At 53.9% G+C, this 20,496-nt stretch carries 15 protein-coding genes; 8 read left to right on the top strand and 7 right to left on the bottom strand.

Annotated elements, in window-relative coordinates; all coding sequences use genetic code 11:
• Positions 1-278: 278 nt before the first annotated feature.
• Positions 279-1,130: an alpha/beta fold hydrolase gene (locus tag RC85_RS11965; protein ID WP_160148103.1), complete on the bottom strand. Its 852-nt coding sequence runs from the start codon at positions 1,128-1,130 to the stop codon at positions 279-281.
• A gap of 154 nt (positions 1,131-1,284) precedes the next feature.
• Here RC85_RS11965 and RC85_RS11970 point away from each other — a divergent pair, with 154 nt between their 5' ends.
• Positions 1,285-1,761, top strand: a complete 477-nt coding sequence (locus tag RC85_RS11970; protein ID WP_068262921.1) for an FxsA family protein — start codon at positions 1,285-1,287, stop codon at positions 1,759-1,761.
• Positions 1,762-2,148: 387 nt separating this feature from the next.
• Here the strand turns inward: RC85_RS11970 and RC85_RS11975 are convergent, their stop codons facing one another.
• Both RC85_RS11975 and RC85_RS11980 read right to left on the bottom strand, forming a co-directional pair.
• Positions 2,149-3,375 (bottom strand): glycosyltransferase, encoded by a 1,227-nt coding sequence (locus RC85_RS11975; protein WP_068262922.1) that lies wholly within the window; start codon positions 3,373-3,375, stop codon positions 2,149-2,151.
• A 4-nt stretch (positions 3,376-3,379) separates the two neighbouring features.
• Positions 3,380-5,197 (bottom strand): sigma 54-interacting transcriptional regulator, encoded by a 1,818-nt coding sequence (locus RC85_RS11980; protein ID WP_235033251.1) that lies wholly within the window; start codon positions 5,195-5,197, stop codon positions 3,380-3,382.
• Positions 5,198-5,620: 423 nt separating this feature from the next.
• Here RC85_RS11980 and RC85_RS11985 point away from each other — a divergent pair, with 423 nt between their 5' ends.
• Together RC85_RS11985 and RC85_RS11990 are read left to right on the top strand one after the other, a co-directional pair.
• Positions 5,621-6,835, top strand: a complete 1,215-nt coding sequence (locus RC85_RS11985; RefSeq protein ID WP_084422595.1) for a type III polyketide synthase — start codon at positions 5,621-5,623, stop codon at positions 6,833-6,835.
• Between the two features lie 83 nt (positions 6,836-6,918).
• A complete protein-coding gene (locus tag RC85_RS11990) occupies positions 6,919-7,227 on the top strand; it encodes a Dabb family protein (RefSeq protein WP_068262924.1) in 309 nt (102 codons plus the stop codon).
• A gap of 791 nt (positions 7,228-8,018) precedes the next feature.
• Here the strand turns inward: RC85_RS11990 and RC85_RS12005 are convergent.
• A complete protein-coding gene (locus RC85_RS12005) occupies positions 8,019-9,518 on the bottom strand; it encodes a lipopolysaccharide biosynthesis protein (RefSeq protein WP_068262930.1) in 1,500 nt (499 codons plus the stop codon).
• A gap of 280 nt (positions 9,519-9,798) precedes the next feature.
• Between RC85_RS12005 and RC85_RS12010 the strand changes: the two genes are divergently transcribed.
• Positions 9,799-10,179, top strand: coding sequence for a DUF3127 domain-containing protein (locus RC85_RS12010; protein WP_068262931.1), 381 nt, complete (start codon positions 9,799-9,801; stop codon positions 10,177-10,179).
• 80 nt (positions 10,180-10,259) lie between these two features.
• Here RC85_RS12010 and RC85_RS12015 read toward each other — a convergent pair whose 3' ends face one another.
• On the bottom strand, positions 10,260-10,643 hold the full coding sequence (locus tag RC85_RS12015; RefSeq protein WP_068262938.1) for a group I truncated hemoglobin: 384 nt from the start codon (positions 10,641-10,643) through the stop codon (positions 10,260-10,262).
• A 786-nt stretch (positions 10,644-11,429) separates the two neighbouring features.
• Here RC85_RS12015 and RC85_RS12020 point away from each other — a divergent pair.
• From RC85_RS12020 to RC85_RS12035, 4 genes are all read left to right on the top strand, one after another.
• Positions 11,430-13,070, top strand: coding sequence for a type I restriction-modification system subunit M (locus RC85_RS12020; RefSeq protein WP_068262940.1), 1,641 nt, complete (start codon positions 11,430-11,432; stop codon positions 13,068-13,070).
• Entirely contained in the window at positions 13,060-14,442 is a 1,383-nt protein-coding gene (locus tag RC85_RS12025; protein ID WP_068262942.1) for a restriction endonuclease subunit S, read from the top strand. The genes RC85_RS12020 and RC85_RS12025 overlap by 11 nt, the downstream gene beginning before the upstream one ends.
• Before the next feature lie 458 nt (positions 14,443-14,900).
• Positions 14,901-15,518, top strand: a complete 618-nt coding sequence (locus RC85_RS12030) for a type IV toxin-antitoxin system AbiEi family antitoxin domain-containing protein (protein WP_068262947.1) — start codon at positions 14,901-14,903, stop codon at positions 15,516-15,518.
• Positions 15,519-15,639: 121 nt separating this feature from the next.
• On the top strand, positions 15,640-18,885 hold the full coding sequence (locus RC85_RS12035) for a type I restriction endonuclease subunit R (protein ID WP_068262948.1): 3,246 nt from the start codon (positions 15,640-15,642) through the stop codon (positions 18,883-18,885).
• A 12-nt stretch (positions 18,886-18,897) separates the two neighbouring features.
• On the opposite strand, the gene RC85_RS12040 is transcribed toward RC85_RS12035, so the two are convergent.
• Positions 18,898-19,269 carry a hypothetical protein gene (locus tag RC85_RS12040; protein ID WP_068262951.1) on the bottom strand — a complete coding sequence of 124 codons (372 nt, stop codon included), beginning with the start codon at positions 19,267-19,269 and terminating at the stop codon, positions 18,898-18,900.
• Positions 19,266-20,408, bottom strand: a complete 1,143-nt coding sequence (locus RC85_RS12045; RefSeq protein WP_068262952.1) for a hypothetical protein — start codon at positions 20,406-20,408, stop codon at positions 19,266-19,268. The genes RC85_RS12040 and RC85_RS12045 overlap by 4 nt, the downstream gene beginning before the upstream one ends.
• Positions 20,409-20,496: the final 88 nt, after the last annotated feature.

Below are 20,496 nucleotides of genomic sequence, written 5' to 3' on the forward strand. Positions count from 1 at the left end.
GAGCCATAGCGAGTTACGGCAATGTGCGCACCGCCGTAACTCGCTATGGCTCGCTACGGCCTACTTTCTGTTTAACCGCGTTGGGCATCGCCCCGCGCGTCCACGCGAAACGAAACGCGCGGGGCGATGCCCACGCGGCTAAACAAAGCAATGGGTTTTTACTGGATGAAAACTCTTCACGGCGTCGGGGACAGCTAATGATGGACTGAACCCTGGCTGGCCCAGCTACGGGAAAACCGGGCAGTTGTTTCGGGCCAGTTCTAAGCTAAACGTTCGCTCTAAAGGTTGGGTTCGACGACGTGCCGTAGCCACTGCTTAAGCTGATCAATCACGTCGGCCCGACTTTTGTCGTGAAACAGCGCGTGTTTTGTTTGTGGAAAGGTTTGCAGGGTCGTTGAGTCGCCGATTCGGATGGCAAAATGATTGCAAGCCGCCTGGTCGATCATCGAATCATCTTCACCAAGCTGGATCAACGTTGGAATCTGAACGTGTCTGGCTTGGTCGATTGCCCAGCGGCCCTGGGCGACCAATTGCGTTGCCAAGTGCATGGATATTTTGGAGTGCATCATGGTGTCGTTTTTGATCGCTTGCACCTCGTCGGGATCGCTCGTCAATTCCTCTGGATCGACTGGATGACCGAATCGAAAAAAGGGAAACAGATATCCGGTCAGCCAGGCTGCGAAAATGATCGGTCGGGGCATCGGACGCGGTGGCAGCAACATTGGCGCGCACAAAATCAGTCCCTGCGGGCTCACGGTATTGGGTGCTAGTTCTTGGCGACGCAAGACGTAGTTAGCTGCCAAGTTTCCACCCATGCTGTGCCCCAAAAACACTTGTGGCAAATCGGCGAACCGGTCCGCCATCGTCTGGCTGGCCGCGGCGATATCGCCAAGCAGGTTCGTGAAACCCGATACCTGACCTGGTTTGCCGGGTGAACGCCCATGCCCAGGCAAATCGAATGCAAAGACCGCCCAATGATCGTAAATCGCTTCGGCAACGCCAGCAAACCGATCTGCATGGTCGCCAAGACCGTGAACCAAAATCAACACACCCTTGGGGGCATCCGTATTGACCCAAAGTTGGCCATGCAACCGCGATTCACGCCCTGTCGAGAGAGTTTCGTAGTCCAAGACAGCGTCTCTCCGGGAGCGATGATTGGCGACTCGTTGACGAATCGGGTCGTGACGATCTTGCGGGCACTCCCCTGATTCAAGCATTTCGGCACACAAGGTGCAACCAAGTTACCTTTAATTCGTCACCGCTGCCATTTTGACCGGTTCAAACATGCTTATTCGACTGTTGCTCGCCTTTACCGTGATCCCGTTGGTCGAGCTTTATCTATTGTTACAGCTTGGTCATGCGACCAGCCCGATGGCAACTTTTCTGGTCGTCATTCTGACAGGTGTGATTGGGTCGTACCTTGCGCGTCGCGAAGGAGCGGCAGCATGGCAGCGTTTCCAGGGCGCGCTCGGCGAAAAGCGAATGCCAAGCCGTGAAATTCAAGACGGTTTGATGGTCGTTTTCGCGGCAGCATTGTTGTTGACGCCAGGACTGATTACCGACGCGTTTGGTTTCGTCATGCTGGTGCCGATCGGGCGAGATTTCATTCGGAAGCACTTCCTAAGCCGATTCTTCAGAGGCGTCCAGGTCCAAGTGACCAGTGGTACCAGTCAAGTTTTTCAGGGCAGCCCGCTCAATCGCAACTACCCAAACGATTCAAAAACGATCGACGCTCAAGCCGTCCGCCGCGACGTCAGTTAGGAACGTGCGACTTTTTATAGTCGCCTTTCGCTCCGCGAAAGCAGCGGATTCGCTACTTTCGCGGAGCGAAAGGCGACACTAATTTTCCGCTCGTTCCTTCAGGACTTGTCCTCAGACAACTTCCCGACTTCCCAAGCCGAACGCGTCAGCGAGGGATCTTGTTTGATTCGGGAATAGTCCCGGGAGAGACGGAAGCTCTCTGCCGGGGATCTAAATCTCCGGATGCCAGCGTTATCTCTCGCTTTGATGTGGGGCAGCCATCCGGGTGCTCGCGCACCCGGCAGGGAGCTGCCGGACCTCCGGGCCTAACTCGCAATAACTGATGCGACGTTCCGAGCGAAACGCGACTGTAAAAAGTCATACGTTCCTAAGCAACGATTGATGCAATCAATCTGCCGGCAATGCAACATTGCAAATCGAATCGATCGCCGTTTCTAAACCGCTTGGTGAATTACCAATTCGTTTACTCAATTTTGTTGCGGTTTCCGCCATGGATGAATCGTTGATGACTTGGTTCAAAAGGTTGATCAAGTCTCGATCTCGTTTCAACCATCTTCCCGCACCAAGTCTCTCCACGCGGCTGGCATTGTCGAACTGATCGTACGCCATCGGGCGAATGATTTGCGGGATGCCGGCCGCCATGCAAGCTGAAGTTGTTCCGACACCACCGTGATGAACCATCAAACGGCAATCACGCAAAATTTGGTTTAGCGGCAAGTAGTTGGCCGTTTGAACCTGTGGCGGCAGCGAATCAGGAAAGTTATCCGAGTGCGTTGACAACAACATCGCGGGCAACCCGATCGCGATGGATGCAGCGACCGCCCGCTTAAAGAATTCTTTGGAATGATGATGAGCCGTTCCGCAGGTAAACACGATCGGACGTTGGCTCAACCGAGGCACCTGCGGTTCGTTGTTATCCGCCAATGGAAATCCGCAGTGAACCAGTCGTGGCGAAAACTGTTGTGTCGCCGGCGCAAACCAATCGGGATACATCGCCAAAATTCGATCCGGTGACAACCACCATTGATCAATGATGCGTTTTACCGGCGGCAGCCCCATGGTTCGTCGCACCGCGTTGACTTTGCCCGCGATGGCTGGATCGACCGCCAGAGCATCAACGATTCGATAAGCACACCGAACCAGCCATTGAGGCTTGGAAAACTCCCACCACCAAGGCGTCATTCGCGATGGATCGTCGTACGTGCGAAGCATTGACGGTGCTAGGTGAATATCAATCAGCGGCGTTTCGGGATTGAGTTCACGAAAGATTCGCGAGGCCAAATCAAGCGGATGCGAAACCAACACCGTTTGACCGGGAACATGATGCTGATGAATGACATCCAAATGCAGTCCCATAAATTCGCCTGCGACTGTGCCGATCATCGTTCGGGCACCGCGAATCGGTTTCCACACATTGGGGTTGGCCAGCAGATCATCAAACCGTTCTTTGCTGATGACAGGGACCGGCGTTAATCCTGCATCGCTGGCGAGCGCCGCGTAGGGCTCGGCAAGTGAGATCACGACGTCGTAACCGCGTTCTCGCAGTCCGCGTCCGATCGCAATCATCGGATTCACGTCGCCTCGCGAACCCGGCGCGGAAAGGATTGCCAACACGGCGTTATCGATCGATCTTGTAATCAGTAATTTTGCGATACGCCGTCGCGCGACTGATCCCAAGCAACTTTGCCGCTTCGGGGACGCTGCCGGAACTACGTTGCAATGCTTTACGAATCAGTCGTTCTTCCCACATGTCGATACGCAATGTGTCCAGACGACTTAGCCCGGCATCTCTTAGCCCAAGGTCATCGATCAAGATCATCGGATCATCAGCCATCACGACCGCACTGTCGATCACGTTTCGCAACTGACGAACGTTGCCCGGCCAAGGGTATTCACAAAGCTGCTGTCTTGCTTCGTCGGAAAGCTCTAAACCGCTTCGCGCATTTTGCAGTCGAAAGTGGTCGAGGAAGTGATCGATCAAGCGATTTAAGTCATCCCCACGCTCACGCAGCGGCGGAACGTTCAACTCAAAAACACTCAATCGATAAAACAGATCCTCGCGAAACTTTTTCTCCCGAACGAACTCAGCCAAATCTCGGTTGGTCGCCGCGATCACGCGTACATCGACCATCACTTCTTTGGTCGCACCGACGGGCAAGAACGGATGGCCTTCTAGAATTCGCAACAGCTTCGCTTGCCCTTCCAATGTCAACTCGCCAATCTCGTCCAGAAACAATGTTCCCGTATGAGCCTGCTCGAACCAGCCGATGTGGTCTTGTTCAGCACCAGTGAACGATCCTTTCTTGTGACCAAAGAGCTGGCTTTCAATGAGGTCACGAGGAATCGCGGCGCAGTTGACGGTCAGCATCGGTCGTTTCCCACGCAGGCTAGATCGATGGACCGCGCGAGCGACTAATTCTTTTCCTGAACCGCTTTCACCGCGAATCAAAACCGAACCGTTGGACTGACCTACTCGCTGGATTCTTGTTTTCAGCTTTTGCATGATCGGCGATTCGCCAATCAATTCGTCTGCATCGGCATTGCGATTCGCAATCCGCTGCGCATCCGCTTTGACTTGGTCATGCTGAGCCATTCTGGAAAGGCCGATTGCCAACAGTCGTCCGGCGGCCGCCGAGAATTCAAAGTGCGTTTTTTGAAACTGCGATTTGCGTCGGTAAATGCAAAGTGTTCCCTTGTTGTCTTCGCCCCGAACGGGCACGCAAATCGCATCGCTCCACTGCGAGTCGAGTTTGGCTTTGTCTGAATCACTGTTTTCGCAATCACCTGTCCAGACGCCTGCGTCGTCACGGACCACTCGACGGACCAGCGATTTGGAAAGCCAGGATTCGGATGGCAAACCGTCGGGTGCGCAACGCAGCGGACGCTGTTTTCCATCGCCGCTATCGAAGGTCACGCCGACGACATCGGAACCCGTTCGATCGAGCAACAAGTTCAACGCTGTGTCGATAACATCGTCAGTGTTCTGCCCCATCAGCAATTGTAAGCTGAGTTGATACAGGTCAATCAGGTACTGAGTTTCTGCTAGCCCAGCGACCGGGTCCTCGATGCCCGCTCGCCAATCACGAGGCTGAATTTGGTCTTTGGGAATCGAAATCGTGTTTAGCGAATCGTCATGCGATTCCATGTCAGGTTCGACCAGTTGCATGTCAGTGCCGCCAATCGTGACCACGGTTTGATTCAGCAAGCGAGCGCTGTCAGTTTTCTGGCCGTTGACCAGGGTGCCGTTGCGGCTGCTGGTGTCACGCAAATGCCAATTACCATCCTCAAAATAGATGACGGCGTGAAAGCGAGAACTGATGGGATCCGTCAATACGATCTCGCAGCTAGCTCCCCGGCCCACATGCATGGGACGCGAACGATCAAGCTGATACTGTCGCCCTTGTTCGGGACCGGTTTTGACTGCTAGGTAAGCCACGATGATTTATTTGTTCGGGATTGATTCTGAACCGGGTTAGAATCAAGGGCCGGGATACAGCCCTGTGGATCGAGTGGATTGTAGTGTAGGGGGATGAGCAGTAGCGATAGCGGACTAGTGGTCGATGATTTCCCGTAGGTCGATCAAAAGCACCTTATCGGTTCTAACGAAACGAGAGGATGGCAATCCACTGTGAACTGTAAAATTTGAGAACGCGGCGACCGAGGTCGTGTTAGCGTACGTGATCGCTAGCGTAATCGAAACCGTCTTCCGGTTTGGATCAGTCCGAACAAAGCGTCCACCTACAGGCCGCTTTCACCAAGATAGTCCGCCTATTGAACGGATGAGCAGCTACAATCACACCGTCGAACCTTCCAAAGTAAACGGACGATGTTTACTTAAAAAACCCTGTAATCTAGCTCAATGAATTCACCCAAACTGCTCACTCCGGTGCAATCTGACGCCGCCAAACTGCATGCTTGCGGAGCAGAGATGTTGTCGGTCGGAGTTGCGGTTCCCCAGTTTCGGGTCGGTCATCAAGTCAGTGCAAAGTTTGCCGAGCAGATGTCTTGTTCCACCGATCAAGAATCGCGGAAGGTTGCAGCTCTGTATCGGCGAACCGGCATCGAGCATCGCGGCAGCGTCTTGTTGGACGAGAATCCCGAAGCCGAAATCGTCAACAGTTTCTATCCGCCCGCGACCTCCCCAACCGATCGCGGTCCCGGCACCAAGAGTCGAAGCGATCGATACGCCAGCGAAGCACCGTTGCTGGCGATCGCGTCAGCGAAGGATGCGCTATTAAAAAGTGGTGTGACCGCTGGCGAGATCACTCATTTGGTGACAGTGTCCTGCACAGGTTTTAGTGCGCCCGGTGTCGACATTGAACTGATCGATGAACTTGGTTTGCCTGCGACCACTCAGCGAGTTCAAGTCGGCTTTATGGGATGCCACGGCGCGGTCAACGGTCTGCGCGTCAGTCGCGGATTGTTGGCAGCCGATCCAAATGCCAAAGTCTTGATGTGCAGTGTTGAACTTTGCAGCTTGCACTATCAATACGGTTACGACCCCGATCGGATTGTCAGCGGAGCGTTGTTCGCCGATGGTTCCGCCTCGGTAGTGCTGCAATCAGTACCGCCAACAACGCCGCAATCGGTCCTGAAATCATCGGGCGATTCATCTCAAATCGACGAAGGCCAAGACGCCGCCGCGACAGGGGTTGGTCGAATGGTTGCGACCGGATCTTGTTTGGTACCCGATAGTCGAGACGCGATGACATGGCGGATCGGAGATACCGGATACGAAATGACGTTGTCGGCGCGAGTGCCTGGTTTGATCGAAGCCAATTTGAAAGACTACTTGGCCGGTTGGCTGGCCCAGCAAGGCGAAACAATTGATTCCATCCAAGGCTGGGCAGTCCACCCCGGTGGCAGCCGAATCTTGACGGCCACCCGCGACGCATTGGGACTTTGTGATGACGACCTTGCCACGTCGCGTGGAGTGCTGAATGACCACGGCAACATGTCATCCTCAACGATGCTGTTTATCCTGAATCGATTCGCGAAAGCTGACCGACCCAAACCATGGGTGATGTTGGGTTTTGGGCCGGGCTTGGAAATCGAAGTGGCGCTGATACGCTAGGAATTCAAAGGATGGCAAATTCGCCGGTGAGTTTGCCTGCTTTCCCAGTGAATTGAAATCTCCCGAGCACAGAGCGTCACACCATGCCCAAATTAGCGCACATCGTCTACTTCACGCTTAAAGAGCGTACCGCGGAATCCATCGAACACCTGTTGTCGGAGTGTCGACACTACCTCAATTCTCACGACGGCCTGATCAGCTTTGACCTCGGCACACATGTGAAAGATCTCGATCGCGAGGTCAATGGCGACTTCGATGTTTCGCTCCATCTGATCTTCGCCGATCGGGCGTCTCAAGACACCTATCAAGTTTCAGATCGCCATCAAACCTTCATCGCCAACAACAAAGCAACTTGGCAGAACGTGGTTGTTTACGACAGCTACATTGTCTAGCTGGACAGCGCCGGTATGTAGGCCGTAGCGAGCCATAGCGAGTTACGGCGTTGCGCGAATTGCCGTAACTCGCTTTGGCTCGCTACGGCCTACTTGCTGGCGATCATGGAAATATGCCGTTGCCACAATGTTTCCCAGCGCTGCAGTTTGTGTTGCCTGCCATGGTGCAGCCTGCCCAATTTGCTGCGTTGCAATGATTTCCATCAGCCCAGCCTCCGTCAGGGAACCAGAAAGTAGGCCGTAGCGAGCCATAGCGAGTTACGGCGTTGCGCATAATTGCCGTAACTCGCTAAGGCTCGCTACGGCCTGCATACTGGCGATCAGGAAAATGTGCTGCCGCCACAATGTTTCCCAGCGCTGCAGTTTGTGTTGCCTGCCATGGTTCAGCTTGCCCAATTTGCTGCGTTGCAATGATTGTCATCAGGCCAAGCAGCGGCTGGGAAACAGAAAGTAGGCCGTAGCGAGCCATAGCGAGTTACGGCGTTGCGCATAATTGCCGTAACTCGCTTTGGCTCGCTACGGCCTACATACTAGCGATCAGGGAAAAGTGCTGTCGCCACAATGTTTCCCAGCGTTCCAGTTCGTGTTGTCTGCCATGGTTCAGCTTGCCCAATTTGCTGCGTTGCAATGATTTCCATCAGGCCAGGCTGACCGTCGGTATGCTTGGGATCTAAGCCAGACGTTCTCTTACGCGTGGCGCTGATTAAATCACCATGCCGGTAAGCAATCGATATTTGAGCTTGCCCCGTCGCTTAAACCCGTCGCTTAAACCTGTCGCTCAAACCCGTAGCTTAAACCGCAATCTTGCGCTGCGACGCAAACTTCGCTTTTGCGTGGTCGATCGCCTCGCCACACCAGGATCTGGTCTGTCCAGTTCCCGCGCACACCATTGCGACGCAGACCAACGTTACCCAAGGCCCCATCAACAACGTCGCCGGTAACAAGGTGGCAACGATGGTGCTTTGGTCCAACGGGTAACCGAATCGATTCATCGCGACCCACAATCCCAGCAGTACAACACCGTTGGAAACCAGCGTTGCGACCACTGCGCCGTGCAGTCCCCAAATCGGCAACAGTGCATAGTTCATCGCGATGTTCAGGGCAAAGCCAACGCCGATCGCAACAGCGACCCACTTACCTTTTTCGGCAACCCACAAATAATCTTGTCCAATGTTGCCCAGTGAAATCCAGATGCAAAACACAAACGTCATCGGCATCATCGCGAGCCCGGCACTGTACCGATCCTGAAGTGCGTTCTCAAAAAACCAGGGTGCAAGCAGCAATGAAACCGCGGCACCGGCGGTAAAGAATGCCGACATCGCAAACAGAATCCGGCGCAGCTTCTCGCGAACTTCTTGCGTTTTCCCCGCTTCCCAATCTGCCGTCAGGTAAGGCATCAGCACACCGCTGACCATCGTTGCCAACGACACCAACAGCATGGGAATGATTCGTCCGCTGTGGTATTGCCCGACGGCTGCTTGAGTCACCTCTTCGCTGCCCGGCATCATGTGCAAAATCATATAGCGGTCTGACAAAGTGAACGTGTTGGTCAGCAAGTTCATCGCCCAAATCGCAGCCGCGTACGGCAACAACCGCTGCCACATCGCTGGGGGTGCGAAAGGTTCTTCGCTGATCGGCAGCCCCTTCCAACCCGACGCCAATGAAATCAGGCCTGGAACCATCGAAAGAATCGTGGCAGCGATAAAGCCGTAAACCAGCCCCACCAAACCGCCGCCGACTCCTAACCAAATCACGGCGATCACCGTGAAAGCGATGCTCTGAACAAACTGCATCATCGACGCCACGCGAACCTGTCGCAGCGAAGACACCAACTGATAGATAAAATTAAAGACGACAATGGCAACCACGCCAACGCCAACGCTGTAGACCAACGCGGCATTCTGAGGCTCCAAAAAGACCAGCCAACCGAACCAGTCCGGTGCGATCATGATCCCGGCGAAACAGATCGCCCCAAGAATTCCGGTGGCGATCAACAACCGCCTGACGAACTGTGGCAAATGCCCGCGAATCCGATAGTGTTCGACGTAACGAGGCAGCGATCCTGGCAAGCCCAACAACATCACTGGCGTCATCATCGTGATGAAATCGTAGGCCATCGACCATTGACCGACGACGGCATCGTCCAGCATCCGGCAAAACCAAATGCCACGAAAAAATCCCATGCCACGCTGGATGATGGTCATCGCCAACATCACTGCCATCCCGATTGCCAAAGAATCAGCGGCAAAACTGCGTACGTCTTGCTTGGATTCAGGTGCAGGTTGAGTCATGGAGAAATCGCAGGCGAAAACACGGGTGGGCGAAGATCACTGAAATGTGACTCGCTTCCGATGACCGCTCGGCAACGAAATCCTGACTGCCAGCCTGTAAATGACCAGACGTGTCAAACGGTGCCGGTTATATGGGAAATAGCGATAACGAGCCGGTGGATGCACGTTAAAACGAAGGCGAAAACCGGCGTTAGAACCGGAATGGCCCGTTTGGCTGATCCACCTGATCCGCTACAATCCGTAACCCACATGAACGCACCTCTAAACTGAAGATGACTCAATGAGCGACCCCAAAGTCACCGGCGTTGTCCACCTGATCGAAGAAACAAAAACCTACGGCCAAAAAGGCTTTCGCAAGCGCATGGTGGTTTTAGAACAGGACAAGGGCAGCTTTACCAACTACGTCCCCGTCGATTTCACCCGCGATTCTTGCGACAGCGTTGACGAAATGAATGTGGGTGACGAAGTCGAAATCGTGTACCGGCTCAACGGTCGTCGCTGGCAAAAAGACGAACAGAGCGAAGTCAAATTCTTCCTCAACGCCGAAGCACTGACATTCCAGATCAAGGGCAATGGTGCGGGCAGCAACACGTCGACCGAAAACGTCCGCGACGCCAACGACGCCTTCGCCGAAGCCGGCGACGACGAAGCACCTTTTTGAATTAGGTAAGAAGGAATTGGGTTTTCGGTATTAGGAAAAAACCACCTAACGCCTAATCTCCAACTGCCAATACCTACTGTTCATCCATCGACATTGGCTTCGCCGGTGATCTTGTCTTTATAGGTCGCCAATCGGCCAAGGCATTGATCGATTTCTTCCTTGGAAGCTCCACGAGCTTCCACCGCGTCGGCGAAGTGACCGCAGAATTTTGCGAAGTGTTTTGCAGTGATCCCACGCCCGCGATGGATTGCATTGAGTTCCGCTCCGGTGTACTCCACCGGTCCATCCAGTGCGGATGCAATGAACTGGTACTGCATCCGTCGCAATCGTTCCATCGGCACCCCTGTGAAGAAAGGTGCGAGCGTGTCATCGCGGAGGACTCGGTCATACATTTCATTGATAATCACTTGAACACCCTCGGCCCCGCCCAGTCGTTCAAACAATCGATCGCTTTGCTCACTCATGGGATTTCTCACTCGCACTTCGGCTTCAAGGTGATGTGGTTGATAACGATTCGATCATCATTCTGAATCGAACCGACAACCAATCATAGCCGACGCAAACCGTCTTCGCTGCCATGTGCGAAACAGCTCACTTCGCCCAAAGTCGCCCCGCCGCCGTAGACTCCCCAACACCGATCATCACAAACCAAAAGATCATTCAATCACAAAGTAGCATGGCGGCCCCCCGCCGTGGTCTCCCCAACACCGATCATCGCAAACCGAAAGATCATTCAATCACAAAGTAGCATGGCGGCCCCCCGCCGTGGACTCACAACACCGATCAGCACAAACCGAAAGATCATTCAACCACAAAGTAGCATGGCGGCCCCCCGCCGTGGTCTCCCCAACACTGATCATCACAAACCAAAAGATCATTCAATCACAAAGTAGCATGGCGGCCCCCCGCCGTGGTCTCCCCAACACCGATCATCACAAACCGAAAGATCATTCAACCACAAAGTAGCATGGCGGCCCCCCGCCGTGGTCTCCCCAACACAAACAGAATGATCACTTAACCACAGCCGAGCAAACAACTGTGCCAAACCTGTTTGATTTAACAATTGGCCGTTTCGCTCTGGTGCGATAAGTAGCTCACTCCTTCAAGAGTTGGTTTGACCCATTACATTTCCACTTGCGCCGGTCGGGCAGTCTCATTCTGGTCGTGTTTGGATAGGTCCCAAATGGTTACACTATTTGGCCTCATCAGAATTTCACGCGACATCACCAAGCGGATCTCGACTGACATCTATGGCCAAGAAATCAAGCTCAACGAAACAAGCCACTCCCAACAAGTCAAAAGCTGCAAAGAAGGCTGCCGACTCGAAGCGATCGTTTGAGCAAAACCTTTGGGACACCGCCGACAAACTGCGGGGTAGCGTCGAATCATCCGAGTACAAACACGTTGTCCTCTCGCTGATCTTCTTGAAATTCGTCAGCGACCGGTTTGAACATCGCCGCGCCGCCCTGATCGCCGATGGCAAAGGCGACTACGTCGACATGGTGGAGTTCTACACCATGGAAAACATCTTCTACCTGCCCGAAGACTCTCGCTGGTCGACGATCGCGGGACAAGCCAAGCAGGACGACATCGCCGTCCGTATCGACAGTGCCCTGCACGCGGTCGAAAAGAACAACCCGTCGCTCAAGGGTGCCTTGCCGGACAATTACTTCTCGCGGATGGGCATCGACGTCGCCAAGCTGGCCGCGTTGATCGACAGCATCAACAACATCAGCACCATCGCCGATGAAGGTGGCGAAGGTGGCGAATCAGAAGAAGACATCGTCGGCCGCGTCTACGAATACTTCTTGGGTAAGTTCGCGGCCACCGAAGGCAAAGGGGGCGGTGAGTTCTATACGCCCAAGTGCGTGGTCAACCTGATCGCCGAAATGATCGAGCCGTACAGCGGCAAGATCTATGACCCCTGCTGTGGCAGCGGCGGCATGTTTGTTCAGTCGGTCAAGTTCGTCACCAGCCACTCGGGCAACCAGAAAGACATCTCGATCTACGGGCAAGAGCAAACCAGCACGACGTACAAGCTGGCCAAAATGAACCTGGCCATTCGCGGCATCTCGGGCAATCTGGGCGAAGTCCCCGCCGACACGTTTTTCAAGGATCAGCATCCGGACTTGAAGGCCGATTACATCATGGCCAATCCGCCGTTCAACCTGAAAGCGTGGCGAGCGACGGACGAACTGGTCGACGATCCTCGTTGGAGCGGTTACGACGTGCCGCCGACCGGCAACGCCAACTACGGCTGGATCCTGCACATGGTGTCGAAGCTGTCCGAAAACGGCATCGCCGGTTTTGTGCTGGCCAACGGTGCGATGTCGACCAGCACCAGCGGCGAGGGCAAGATCCGCCAAAAGTTGATCGAAAACGATCTGATCGACTGCATGATCGCGCTACCCGGTCAGTTGTTTTACACGACTCAGATTCCTGTTTGTTTGTGGTTCGTCACCAAGAGCAAGCAGGCTCGCGAGGTGAAGGGCAACAGCGCGCTCAATCAGCGCCAGCGTGTTGGCGAGACGTTGTTCATCGACGCTCGCAACCACGGCACGATGGTCGACCGCACGCACAAGGAATTGACGCCAGACGACATCGACGAGATCGCGAGAACCTATCACGCGTGGCGAGGCGAATCGAAGGACGGCGACTACGAGGACCAACCCGGCTTTTGCAAAAGCTCGACACTGCGGGACATCCAAGCCAACGACTACGTGCTCACCCCGGGCCGCTACGTCGGCGCGGCACCGCTGGAAGACGACGGCATCCCGTTTGAAACCAAGATGACCGACTTGACCGCGACACTGTACGAACAGATGGATGAAGCGGAGAAGCTAGATCAAGCGATCCGGAAGAATCTGGAGGTGCTGGGTTATGGGGAGTGATTGGACCGATAGCGCCTTAGAAGACTGCATGTCAGCAATAATTGACTATCGCGGAAAAACACCGAAGAAGACTGATACTGGAATTCCGCTGATTACAGCCAAGATCATCAAAGACGGAAGGATTCAGCCAGTGACTGAATTCATCGCACCGTCCGACTACGAGTCATGGATGCGGCGAGGAATTCCCAAGCCGGGCGACATCGTCTTAACCACAGAAGCCCCACTCGGCGAAGTCGCAGAACTCGACGACAGAAAAGTCGCCCTCGCACAACGTGTGATTACGTTGCGAGGTAAAGCTCAAGTATTGCACAATCGTTTTCTGAAATATTTATTGATTTCAAATTATGTGCAACACCAGTTAGACGGGAGAGGAACAGGCACCACCGTAAAAGGCATCAAACAATCAGAGTTGCGAAAAGTGCGACTTCGTTTTCCGCCTTACGAAGAACAAAAGGCTATCGCCCACATCCTCGGAACTCTCGACGACAAGATCGAGTTGAATCGTCGGATGAATGGGACGTTGGAGTCGATGGCACGAGCGTTGTTCAAGAGTTGGTTTGTGGATTTTGATCCGGTGATCGACAATGCCTTGGCGGCCGGGCACAGCATCCCCGATCCACTCGCCGCCCGAGCCTCGGCCCGCCGCGCCCTCGGCCCCCAGCGTAAACCCCTCCCAGAAAACATCCGCACCCTCTTCCCCGCCTCCTTCACCTTCGATGAACAAATGGGCTGGATCCCGGATGGGTGGTCCATCAAAAAGCTCGTTGAGCTTACATCTGACATCGGTAGCGGCGCTACACCCCGAGGTGGCGCGAAAGTCTATGTTGAAGAAGGCATAGCACTCGTACGCAGCCAAAATGTATTTGACCGTCAGTTCGTGTGGGATGGTTTGGCAAGAATTACAGATGAGGCGGCAGCAAAGCTCAGCAATGTAGCCCTTCGACAAGACGATATCCTGTTTAACATTACAGGTGCATCCGTCCTCCGGACATGCATCGTTGATCCAATTGTTCTACCGGCCCGTGTGAACCAACACGTTGCGAGAATACGTGCCCGGGCTGGCGTATCACATTGGTTTTTGCATGAACACTTAGTGCACCCCAAAATGAAAAACCACCTGATCGGTTTAAGTGCGGGGGCGACTAGAGAAGCCATTACGAAGGGAGATCTACAAGGAATTGAGTTGATTTCGCCACCCGAAGTAATGATGGACGCATTCAACAAATACGCCGAGCCATTATATCGCAAGAAGGATGTCTCAAGTGGGGAGTCGCAAAGTCTCGATGCACTCCGCGACACCCTTCTCCCCAAACTCCTCTCGGGCGAACTTCGCATTCCGGAGGCTGAAAAACTGGTGGCGGACAGCGTATGACCGCAATCAAAATAGAAGACGCAGAGACGCAAGGGCGCAAAGCCGCAAGGAAGAGTGGTCAGGCACGACGACTCCCCTTTGCGTCCTTGCGCCTTCGCGTCTTTGCGTCAAAAAAGATCGGTGTACGACTCCAACTCTCTACAGGTAGCTGACGGGTCCGTTTCCACGCCACCAATGTTTCATTGCAGTGGTTTTGTACCATCAAGTCGCAAATTTCAGCTTTCCCAAACCGTGCTCGCAGGGTAAGAATCTGTCGGGACTTGCCGGGATTCCCCGACGATATCTGAAAAGGAAGGATCGAGGCCGTCCACGACTGATGGGGAGCCAGCTAGACGTAAAGTGGCCAAAACGCCAGCCTCTATCGCCGAATCTTCTGCATTTTGAGCTTCCCACGGCCATCACAAGGGTACATAATCACTCCAGGTAAAAATAAGTGGAGTTCTTTCGTACATTTTCAGATGAGCCCAACAACACATTCGACTGCCATCCAATCCGCGATCGACATCATCAACCAGAACCAGGGAATGATGCGAATGGCAGAGGCGGTGCGCGCAGGGATTCACCGGAACACCCTGCAAAGAATGGCTGAGTGCGGAGTCGTGGTTCGGGAAAGCCGGGGACTCTATCGCCTAGCGGATAAGCCTCCGCTGGGAAATCCGGATCTCGTGACTGTCACCGCCAAGGTGCCCAAGGGCGTGGTGTGCCTGATTTCCGCCCTGGCAATTCATGAACTGACAACTCAGATCCCGCACGAGGTTTATCTGGCGATTGCTCGTAACGCGTCTCCACCACAAATGGACTATCCGCCCATCCGTACCTTTCGGTTCAGCGACAAGGCATTTGTCGAAGGAATCGAACAGGTGACGATCGATGGCTTCAAGATTCCCGTCTATTGTCGTGAGAAAACGATTGCCGACTGTTTCAAGTTTCGCAATCAGATCGGCCTGGACACTGTCATTGAAGCGATCAAATTCTACAAAGGTCAACCCAAACGAAACGTTCAGGCGCTCCTGGACTATGCGAGCACTTGCCGAGTATCGAGGCCGATTCGTCCGTACCTGGAATCCATCCTGTGAATAAGAAGAACATCAGGGATGTCCCCGCGTCGGTTCGAGCAAGACTAGCCACTCTTTCCCCGGTCGCTGACGCAATCGTCCGTGACTTGCCATTCGTTAAAAACTGGACATCAGGCGGGCCATGGCAGGAATAGAAAAATTCACCGAAGCGAAACTCGAAGAGGCGATCATCGGCCTGCTGGGTGATCAAGGCTACCCGTACACGCCGGGGACCGAGATTGTCCGAGAGCCCAGCGATGTCTTGATCCGCGGCGATCTGCGCGACTACCTGGCGAAACGCTATGCCGCCGACAACATCACGCCGGGCGAGATCGATTCGATCCTGCGTCAACTCGACGCCTTGAACGCCGCCGATCTTTACGACTCCAACAAAACGATCTGCAAATGGGTCTCCGACGGTTTCCTGCTCAAACGCGAAGACCGCGACCAAAAGGATCTCTACATTCAATTGATCGACTACACCGGTTTGCCGCTCGGTCGTGGTGCCGATTCCGAAAGCCTTGATGAACTGGCAACCGCGGTCGGCGAAAAGCCCAGCAGCTATGACTCGTTCAAAGGCTTCCAGGACACGAACATCTACCGAGTCGTCAATCAACTGGAAATCGAAGGCCGCGAGTTGCGAATTCCCGATTGCGTTCTTTACATCAACGGATTGCCGCTGGTCGTGCTGGAGTTCAAAAGCGCGATCCGCGAGAACGCCACTCTGCACGATGCGTGGAAGCAACTGACGATCCGCTACGCTCGCGACATCCCCGAACTGATGAAGTACAACGCGCTGTGCGTGATCAGTGATGGAGTGAACAACAAGATGGGCTCGTTGTTCGCCGACTACGAGTTCTATTACACATGGCAAAAGATCACGGGCGAAGAATCGGCTACCAGAGACGGGATCAACTCGCTGCACACCATGCTGAAAGGTTTGTTCGACCAACGGCGTTTGCGGCAGGTGATCCGGCACTTCATCTACTTTCCGGATGTTTCCAAAGCGGAAGTGAAGATCGTTTGTCGGTACCCGCAGTTCTACGCCGCGTGCAAGCTGTACGAAAACATCCGGCAAGCACGCAAACCCGAGGGCGACGGAAAAGGCGGCACGTACTTTGGCGCGACCGGATGCGGCAAGAGTTTGACGATGCTGTTCCTGACCCGGCTGCTGATGAAGAGCCTCGAATTTGAGAGCCCGACGATTGTGCTGATCACCGACCGCACGGATCTGGATGACCAACTTTCAACGCAATTCACGAACGCCAAGACCTACATCGGCGACCAGACGGTTCTTAGCGTCGAAAGCCGCGATCAGCTTCGCGAGTTGTTAGCGGGCCGTCAAAGCGGTGGCGTGTTCCTGACGACGATTCATAAGTTTACCGAAAGTGCGGGACTGCTGACCGATCGCTCCAACGTGATTTGCATTTCCGACGAGGCCCATCGCAGCCAGGTCAACTTGGATCAGAAGATCAAGGTGACCGAAAAGGGCGTGAAGAAGACTTATGGCTTTGCCAAGTACCTCCACGACTCGCTACCCAGCGCGACTTTCGTTGGCTTCACCGGAACACCCATCGACGCCACGCTGGATGTGTTTGGCGAAGTGATCGATTCGTACACGATGACTGAATCGGTCCAGGATGAAATCACGGTGCGGATCGTCTACGAGGGACGGGCCGCGAAGGTGTTGCTGGATAACAAGAAGCTGGAGGAAATCGAAGCCTATTACCAGCGCTGCGCCGACGAGGGGGCCAGCGATTATCAAATCGAGGAGAGCAAGAAAGCGTCTGCCCAGATGAGCGCCATCCTGGGCGATCCCGATCGGATCAAAGCCCTGGCCGCCGACTTTGTGGACCACTACGAAAAACGCATCGAAGAAGGTTCGACGATCGAAGGCAAGGCAATGTTTGTGTGCAGCAAACGCGAGATCGCCTGGGAGTTCTTCAAGGAAGTGATCGCGCTGCGTCCCCGGTGGAACGAGGTCCGCGAATGTGCCGAGGGCACCCGCCTGACCGAAATCGAACGCAAGAAGATCAAGCCGATGGAGCGGATCAAGATGATCATGACTCGCGGCAAAGACGACGACAAAGAATTGTACGATCTGTTGGGCAGCCAGGAGTATCGCAAGGAACTCGATCGCCAGTTCAAGAACCTGAAATCGAACTTCAAGATCGCCATCGTGGTGGACATGTGGCTGACGGGCTTTGACGTGCCGGCGCTCGACAGCATCTACATTGACAAACCGATCAAGCGACACAACTTGATCCAAACGATTTCCAGGGTGAATCGGAGGTTCGAGTCCAAGCAAAAGGGATTGGTCATCGATTACATCGGGATCAAGACTCAAATGAATTTGGCGATGGCTCACTACAACCAAGCCGACCAGCAGAACGTCGAGGAAATCGGGTTGTCGGTGGTTGCCGTGAAGGACCATTTGGATCTGCTGCGCCAGGTTTTCCAGCAGTTCGATGCAAGCGACTATTTCACCGGCAGTTCAGTGGAACAACTCGATTGCCTGAATCGGGCGGCCGAGTACGCGATGCGAACCGATAAGATCGAAAAGCGGTTCATGGCGTTGGTTCGGCGGATGAAAGCCGCCTACGACATTTGCTGCGGCAGCGAGGCGCTCGGCGAAGCCGAGCGTGATCAAATCCACTTCTACCTCGCGGTCCGCTCGATCGTGTTCAAGCTGACCAAGGGGAACGCCCCCGACGCGGCGCAGATGAACAAGAAGGTGCGTGAAATGATCGCCGAGGCACTCAAGAGTGATGGCGTCGAGGAGATCTTCAAGCTGGGGTCGGTGGATGGAATCGACCTCTTTGATCCTGAATATTTGGCAAAAATCGAGAAGATCAAACTGCCCAATACGAAGATCAAATTGCTGCAGCAGTTGCTGGCCAAGGCGATCGAGGATTTCAAGAAAACGAATCGTGCCAAGGGGATCGAGTTCACGAAGAAGTTTCAATCGCTGGTTGATCGGTACAACGAACGCGATGAAGAAAGCGTTTTGGTCAGCGATGTCCTGGATGATTTTTCAGGCGAGATTATGGATCTGATCCGAGCGTTGAAAGACGAACGTGATTCCTTCGGCGATCTGGGGATCGACCTGGAAGAGAAAGCGTTCTACGACATTCTGAAAAGTCTGGCGGTGAAATACGATTTCACCTATCCCGAAGACAAATTGTTGGAGCTTTCCAAGGCCGTGAAGTTGGTCGTCGATGACAAGGTGAAGTACACCGATTGGAGCCAACGCGCCGACATCAAGGCGGGATTGAAGGTCGACTTGATTCTGGTGCTGGCCAATCACGGCTATCCGCCCGTGGACCGTGATGAGGTTTACAAAGAGATCTACGAGCAGGCCGAGAATTTCAAGAAGCACCGTTCGTAATTTTCGCGAGGACTAAGCTTGCTGGTAGAGCCAGCCTCTATCAACCGCGTATTTGCGAAGCTTCTTTCCTTTCTTTTTGACCGCGCTGCTACCGTGGGCAGTGAAGTCAACCAATACATGCTCTGGGAAAGGTTCAGGGTCTTCGCTTACTGGCAGATCCAATGACTCGCATTCACCAACACTAAATCCATACGCACCCACCGAGGAATGGCGTAGGTCGCCCGTGTAGTGTTGCCAAGCTCCTTCTGCGTCAATTTTGTCACCGTCGTATGTCGAAAGCTTGCCCTCATCTTTTGGGGTCGGACAGAATGCGTTGGATCCGACGCGTCCATCCTGCACAAAGCTAGGGTGGATCTGACGAATCAAGATCGTATCGGAGTTCATGCTTCGTTACCTCCGAAAACTCCCTTCACCATCTCTGCAAGTTTCACCCAATCTTCAGGTCGCAAGAGATTGAACTCTGCTTCCGATTCTTCATCAGTTTCCGTGTTCAGTAGATGCCAAGCTGAAAGCCGCTTATCCAGATCGATTTCGAGAGACGCGTCCAAGTCTCCGCTGGACCATTCCGCTTGCACTCCGCCTTCGAGCGTGGGGTAGAGATACGGAGACGGCAGGTCATCTGGATAGGAACTCTCGAAAGCCTCGGCTAGCCAATCGAGATGGTCGTTTTTCGGCGCACGCCCTTTTCCTTCCATCCATCCATTCTTGAGCCGTTTGAATTCCTCAAGACGTATTCCAACATCCATGGCATCGAGAACGCTGATGTGCTCGATGGATTCCAGCTTTGTCAAACGCCCTGTACGCCGGTCGTACCGCCCCACTCCTTCAATAATGACTCGAGATCCTTCCTTGAACTTGTTGAAAGCCTCTAGGATCTTATCGAGATGCTCTGGCTGAATCGGTGATGGGATTTGTGATCCGTCCATCAGTCGAAGTCTGAATCGTTCCTTCTCTTGGTCAGCTTCAAACACGCGTCCTCGGATACGGACCTCTTCGGTGTAGCCCTGGGTCGAAGACGTAGCCAGCGTTAGGTATCGCCGCGTCGTTTTGTTTAAGCGTGCTGGGCGGTTTGTATCGGGGTAATTGAGCTCTAGCGATTCGCTGTCGCGAAGACTTCGCCCAATTCGGTCAAAGTAGGCCAGATGATTTTCACTTAACAAACCAGTGACCGGCTTTTGGTTCTCGGCACAATCAACTGCTTCGACGATAGAGGCTTTCGCTTTCTCGAAGTACTCGCGGTGATCGACTGGAAACAGGGATGAAGAGGCGGCGGCAATTGCTAGCACGACTTTGGGGATTGCGCTTCCCTCTCCGATCTCGGTAACTTGCAACGAGACTTCATCTGCGAATCCTTTTGGGATCCGTTTTCGAGTGGGATTGTCCTGCCTGTAGTGCCACTTCGCCACCTCAACGATCAACTCTTCCAACACCGACAAATCCTTCAACACCTCAAGCGGTATCGCGTGGCCGTTGAAACGGTCACCGACAAGTCTTGGGCTCAGGAAGTCGACGGTTTCTGTCATTTTTTGAGACGAGGGGGAATTGATGATCATATCTGTTGATGAATCGGCCTTGCTCCATCGTATCTGAAGCCAGAAAGCCTGGATATGG

Source organism: Rubripirellula obstinata (assembly GCF_001642955.1).
Taxonomy (GTDB): domain Bacteria; phylum Planctomycetota; class Planctomycetia; order Pirellulales; family Pirellulaceae; genus Rubripirellula; species Rubripirellula obstinata.

Bases quoted from the DNA above. Each gene is read 5' to 3' on its own strand.
- RC85_RS12025 (WP_068262942.1), top strand. From the start codon at position 13,060: ATGGGGAGTGATTGGACCGATAGCGCCTTAGAAGACTGCATGTCAGCA.
- RC85_RS12010 (WP_068262931.1), top strand. From the start codon at position 9,799: ATGAGCGACCCCAAAGTCACCGGCGTTGTCCACCTGATCGAAGAAACA.
- RC85_RS11985 (WP_084422595.1), top strand. From the start codon at position 5,621: ATGAATTCACCCAAACTGCTCACTCCGGTGCAATCTGACGCCGCCAAA.
- RC85_RS12020 (WP_068262940.1), top strand. From the start codon at position 11,430: ATGGCCAAGAAATCAAGCTCAACGAAACAAGCCACTCCCAACAAGTCA.
- RC85_RS12030 (WP_068262947.1), top strand. From the start codon at position 14,901: ATGAGCCCAACAACACATTCGACTGCCATCCAATCCGCGATCGACATC.
- RC85_RS12035 (WP_068262948.1), top strand. From the start codon at position 15,640: ATGGCAGGAATAGAAAAATTCACCGAAGCGAAACTCGAAGAGGCGATC.
- RC85_RS11970 (WP_068262921.1), top strand. From the start codon at position 1,285: ATGCTTATTCGACTGTTGCTCGCCTTTACCGTGATCCCGTTGGTCGAG.
- RC85_RS12045 (WP_068262952.1), bottom strand. From the start codon at position 20,408: ATGACAGAAACCGTCGACTTCCTGAGCCCAAGACTTGTCGGTGACCGT.
- RC85_RS12005 (WP_068262930.1), bottom strand. From the start codon at position 9,518: ATGACTCAACCTGCACCTGAATCCAAGCAAGACGTACGCAGTTTTGCC.
- RC85_RS12015 (WP_068262938.1), bottom strand. From the start codon at position 10,643: ATGAGTGAGCAAAGCGATCGATTGTTTGAACGACTGGGCGGGGCCGAG.
- RC85_RS12040 (WP_068262951.1), bottom strand. From the start codon at position 19,269: ATGAACTCCGATACGATCTTGATTCGTCAGATCCACCCTAGCTTTGTG.
- RC85_RS11990 (WP_068262924.1), top strand. From the start codon at position 6,919: ATGCCCAAATTAGCGCACATCGTCTACTTCACGCTTAAAGAGCGTACC.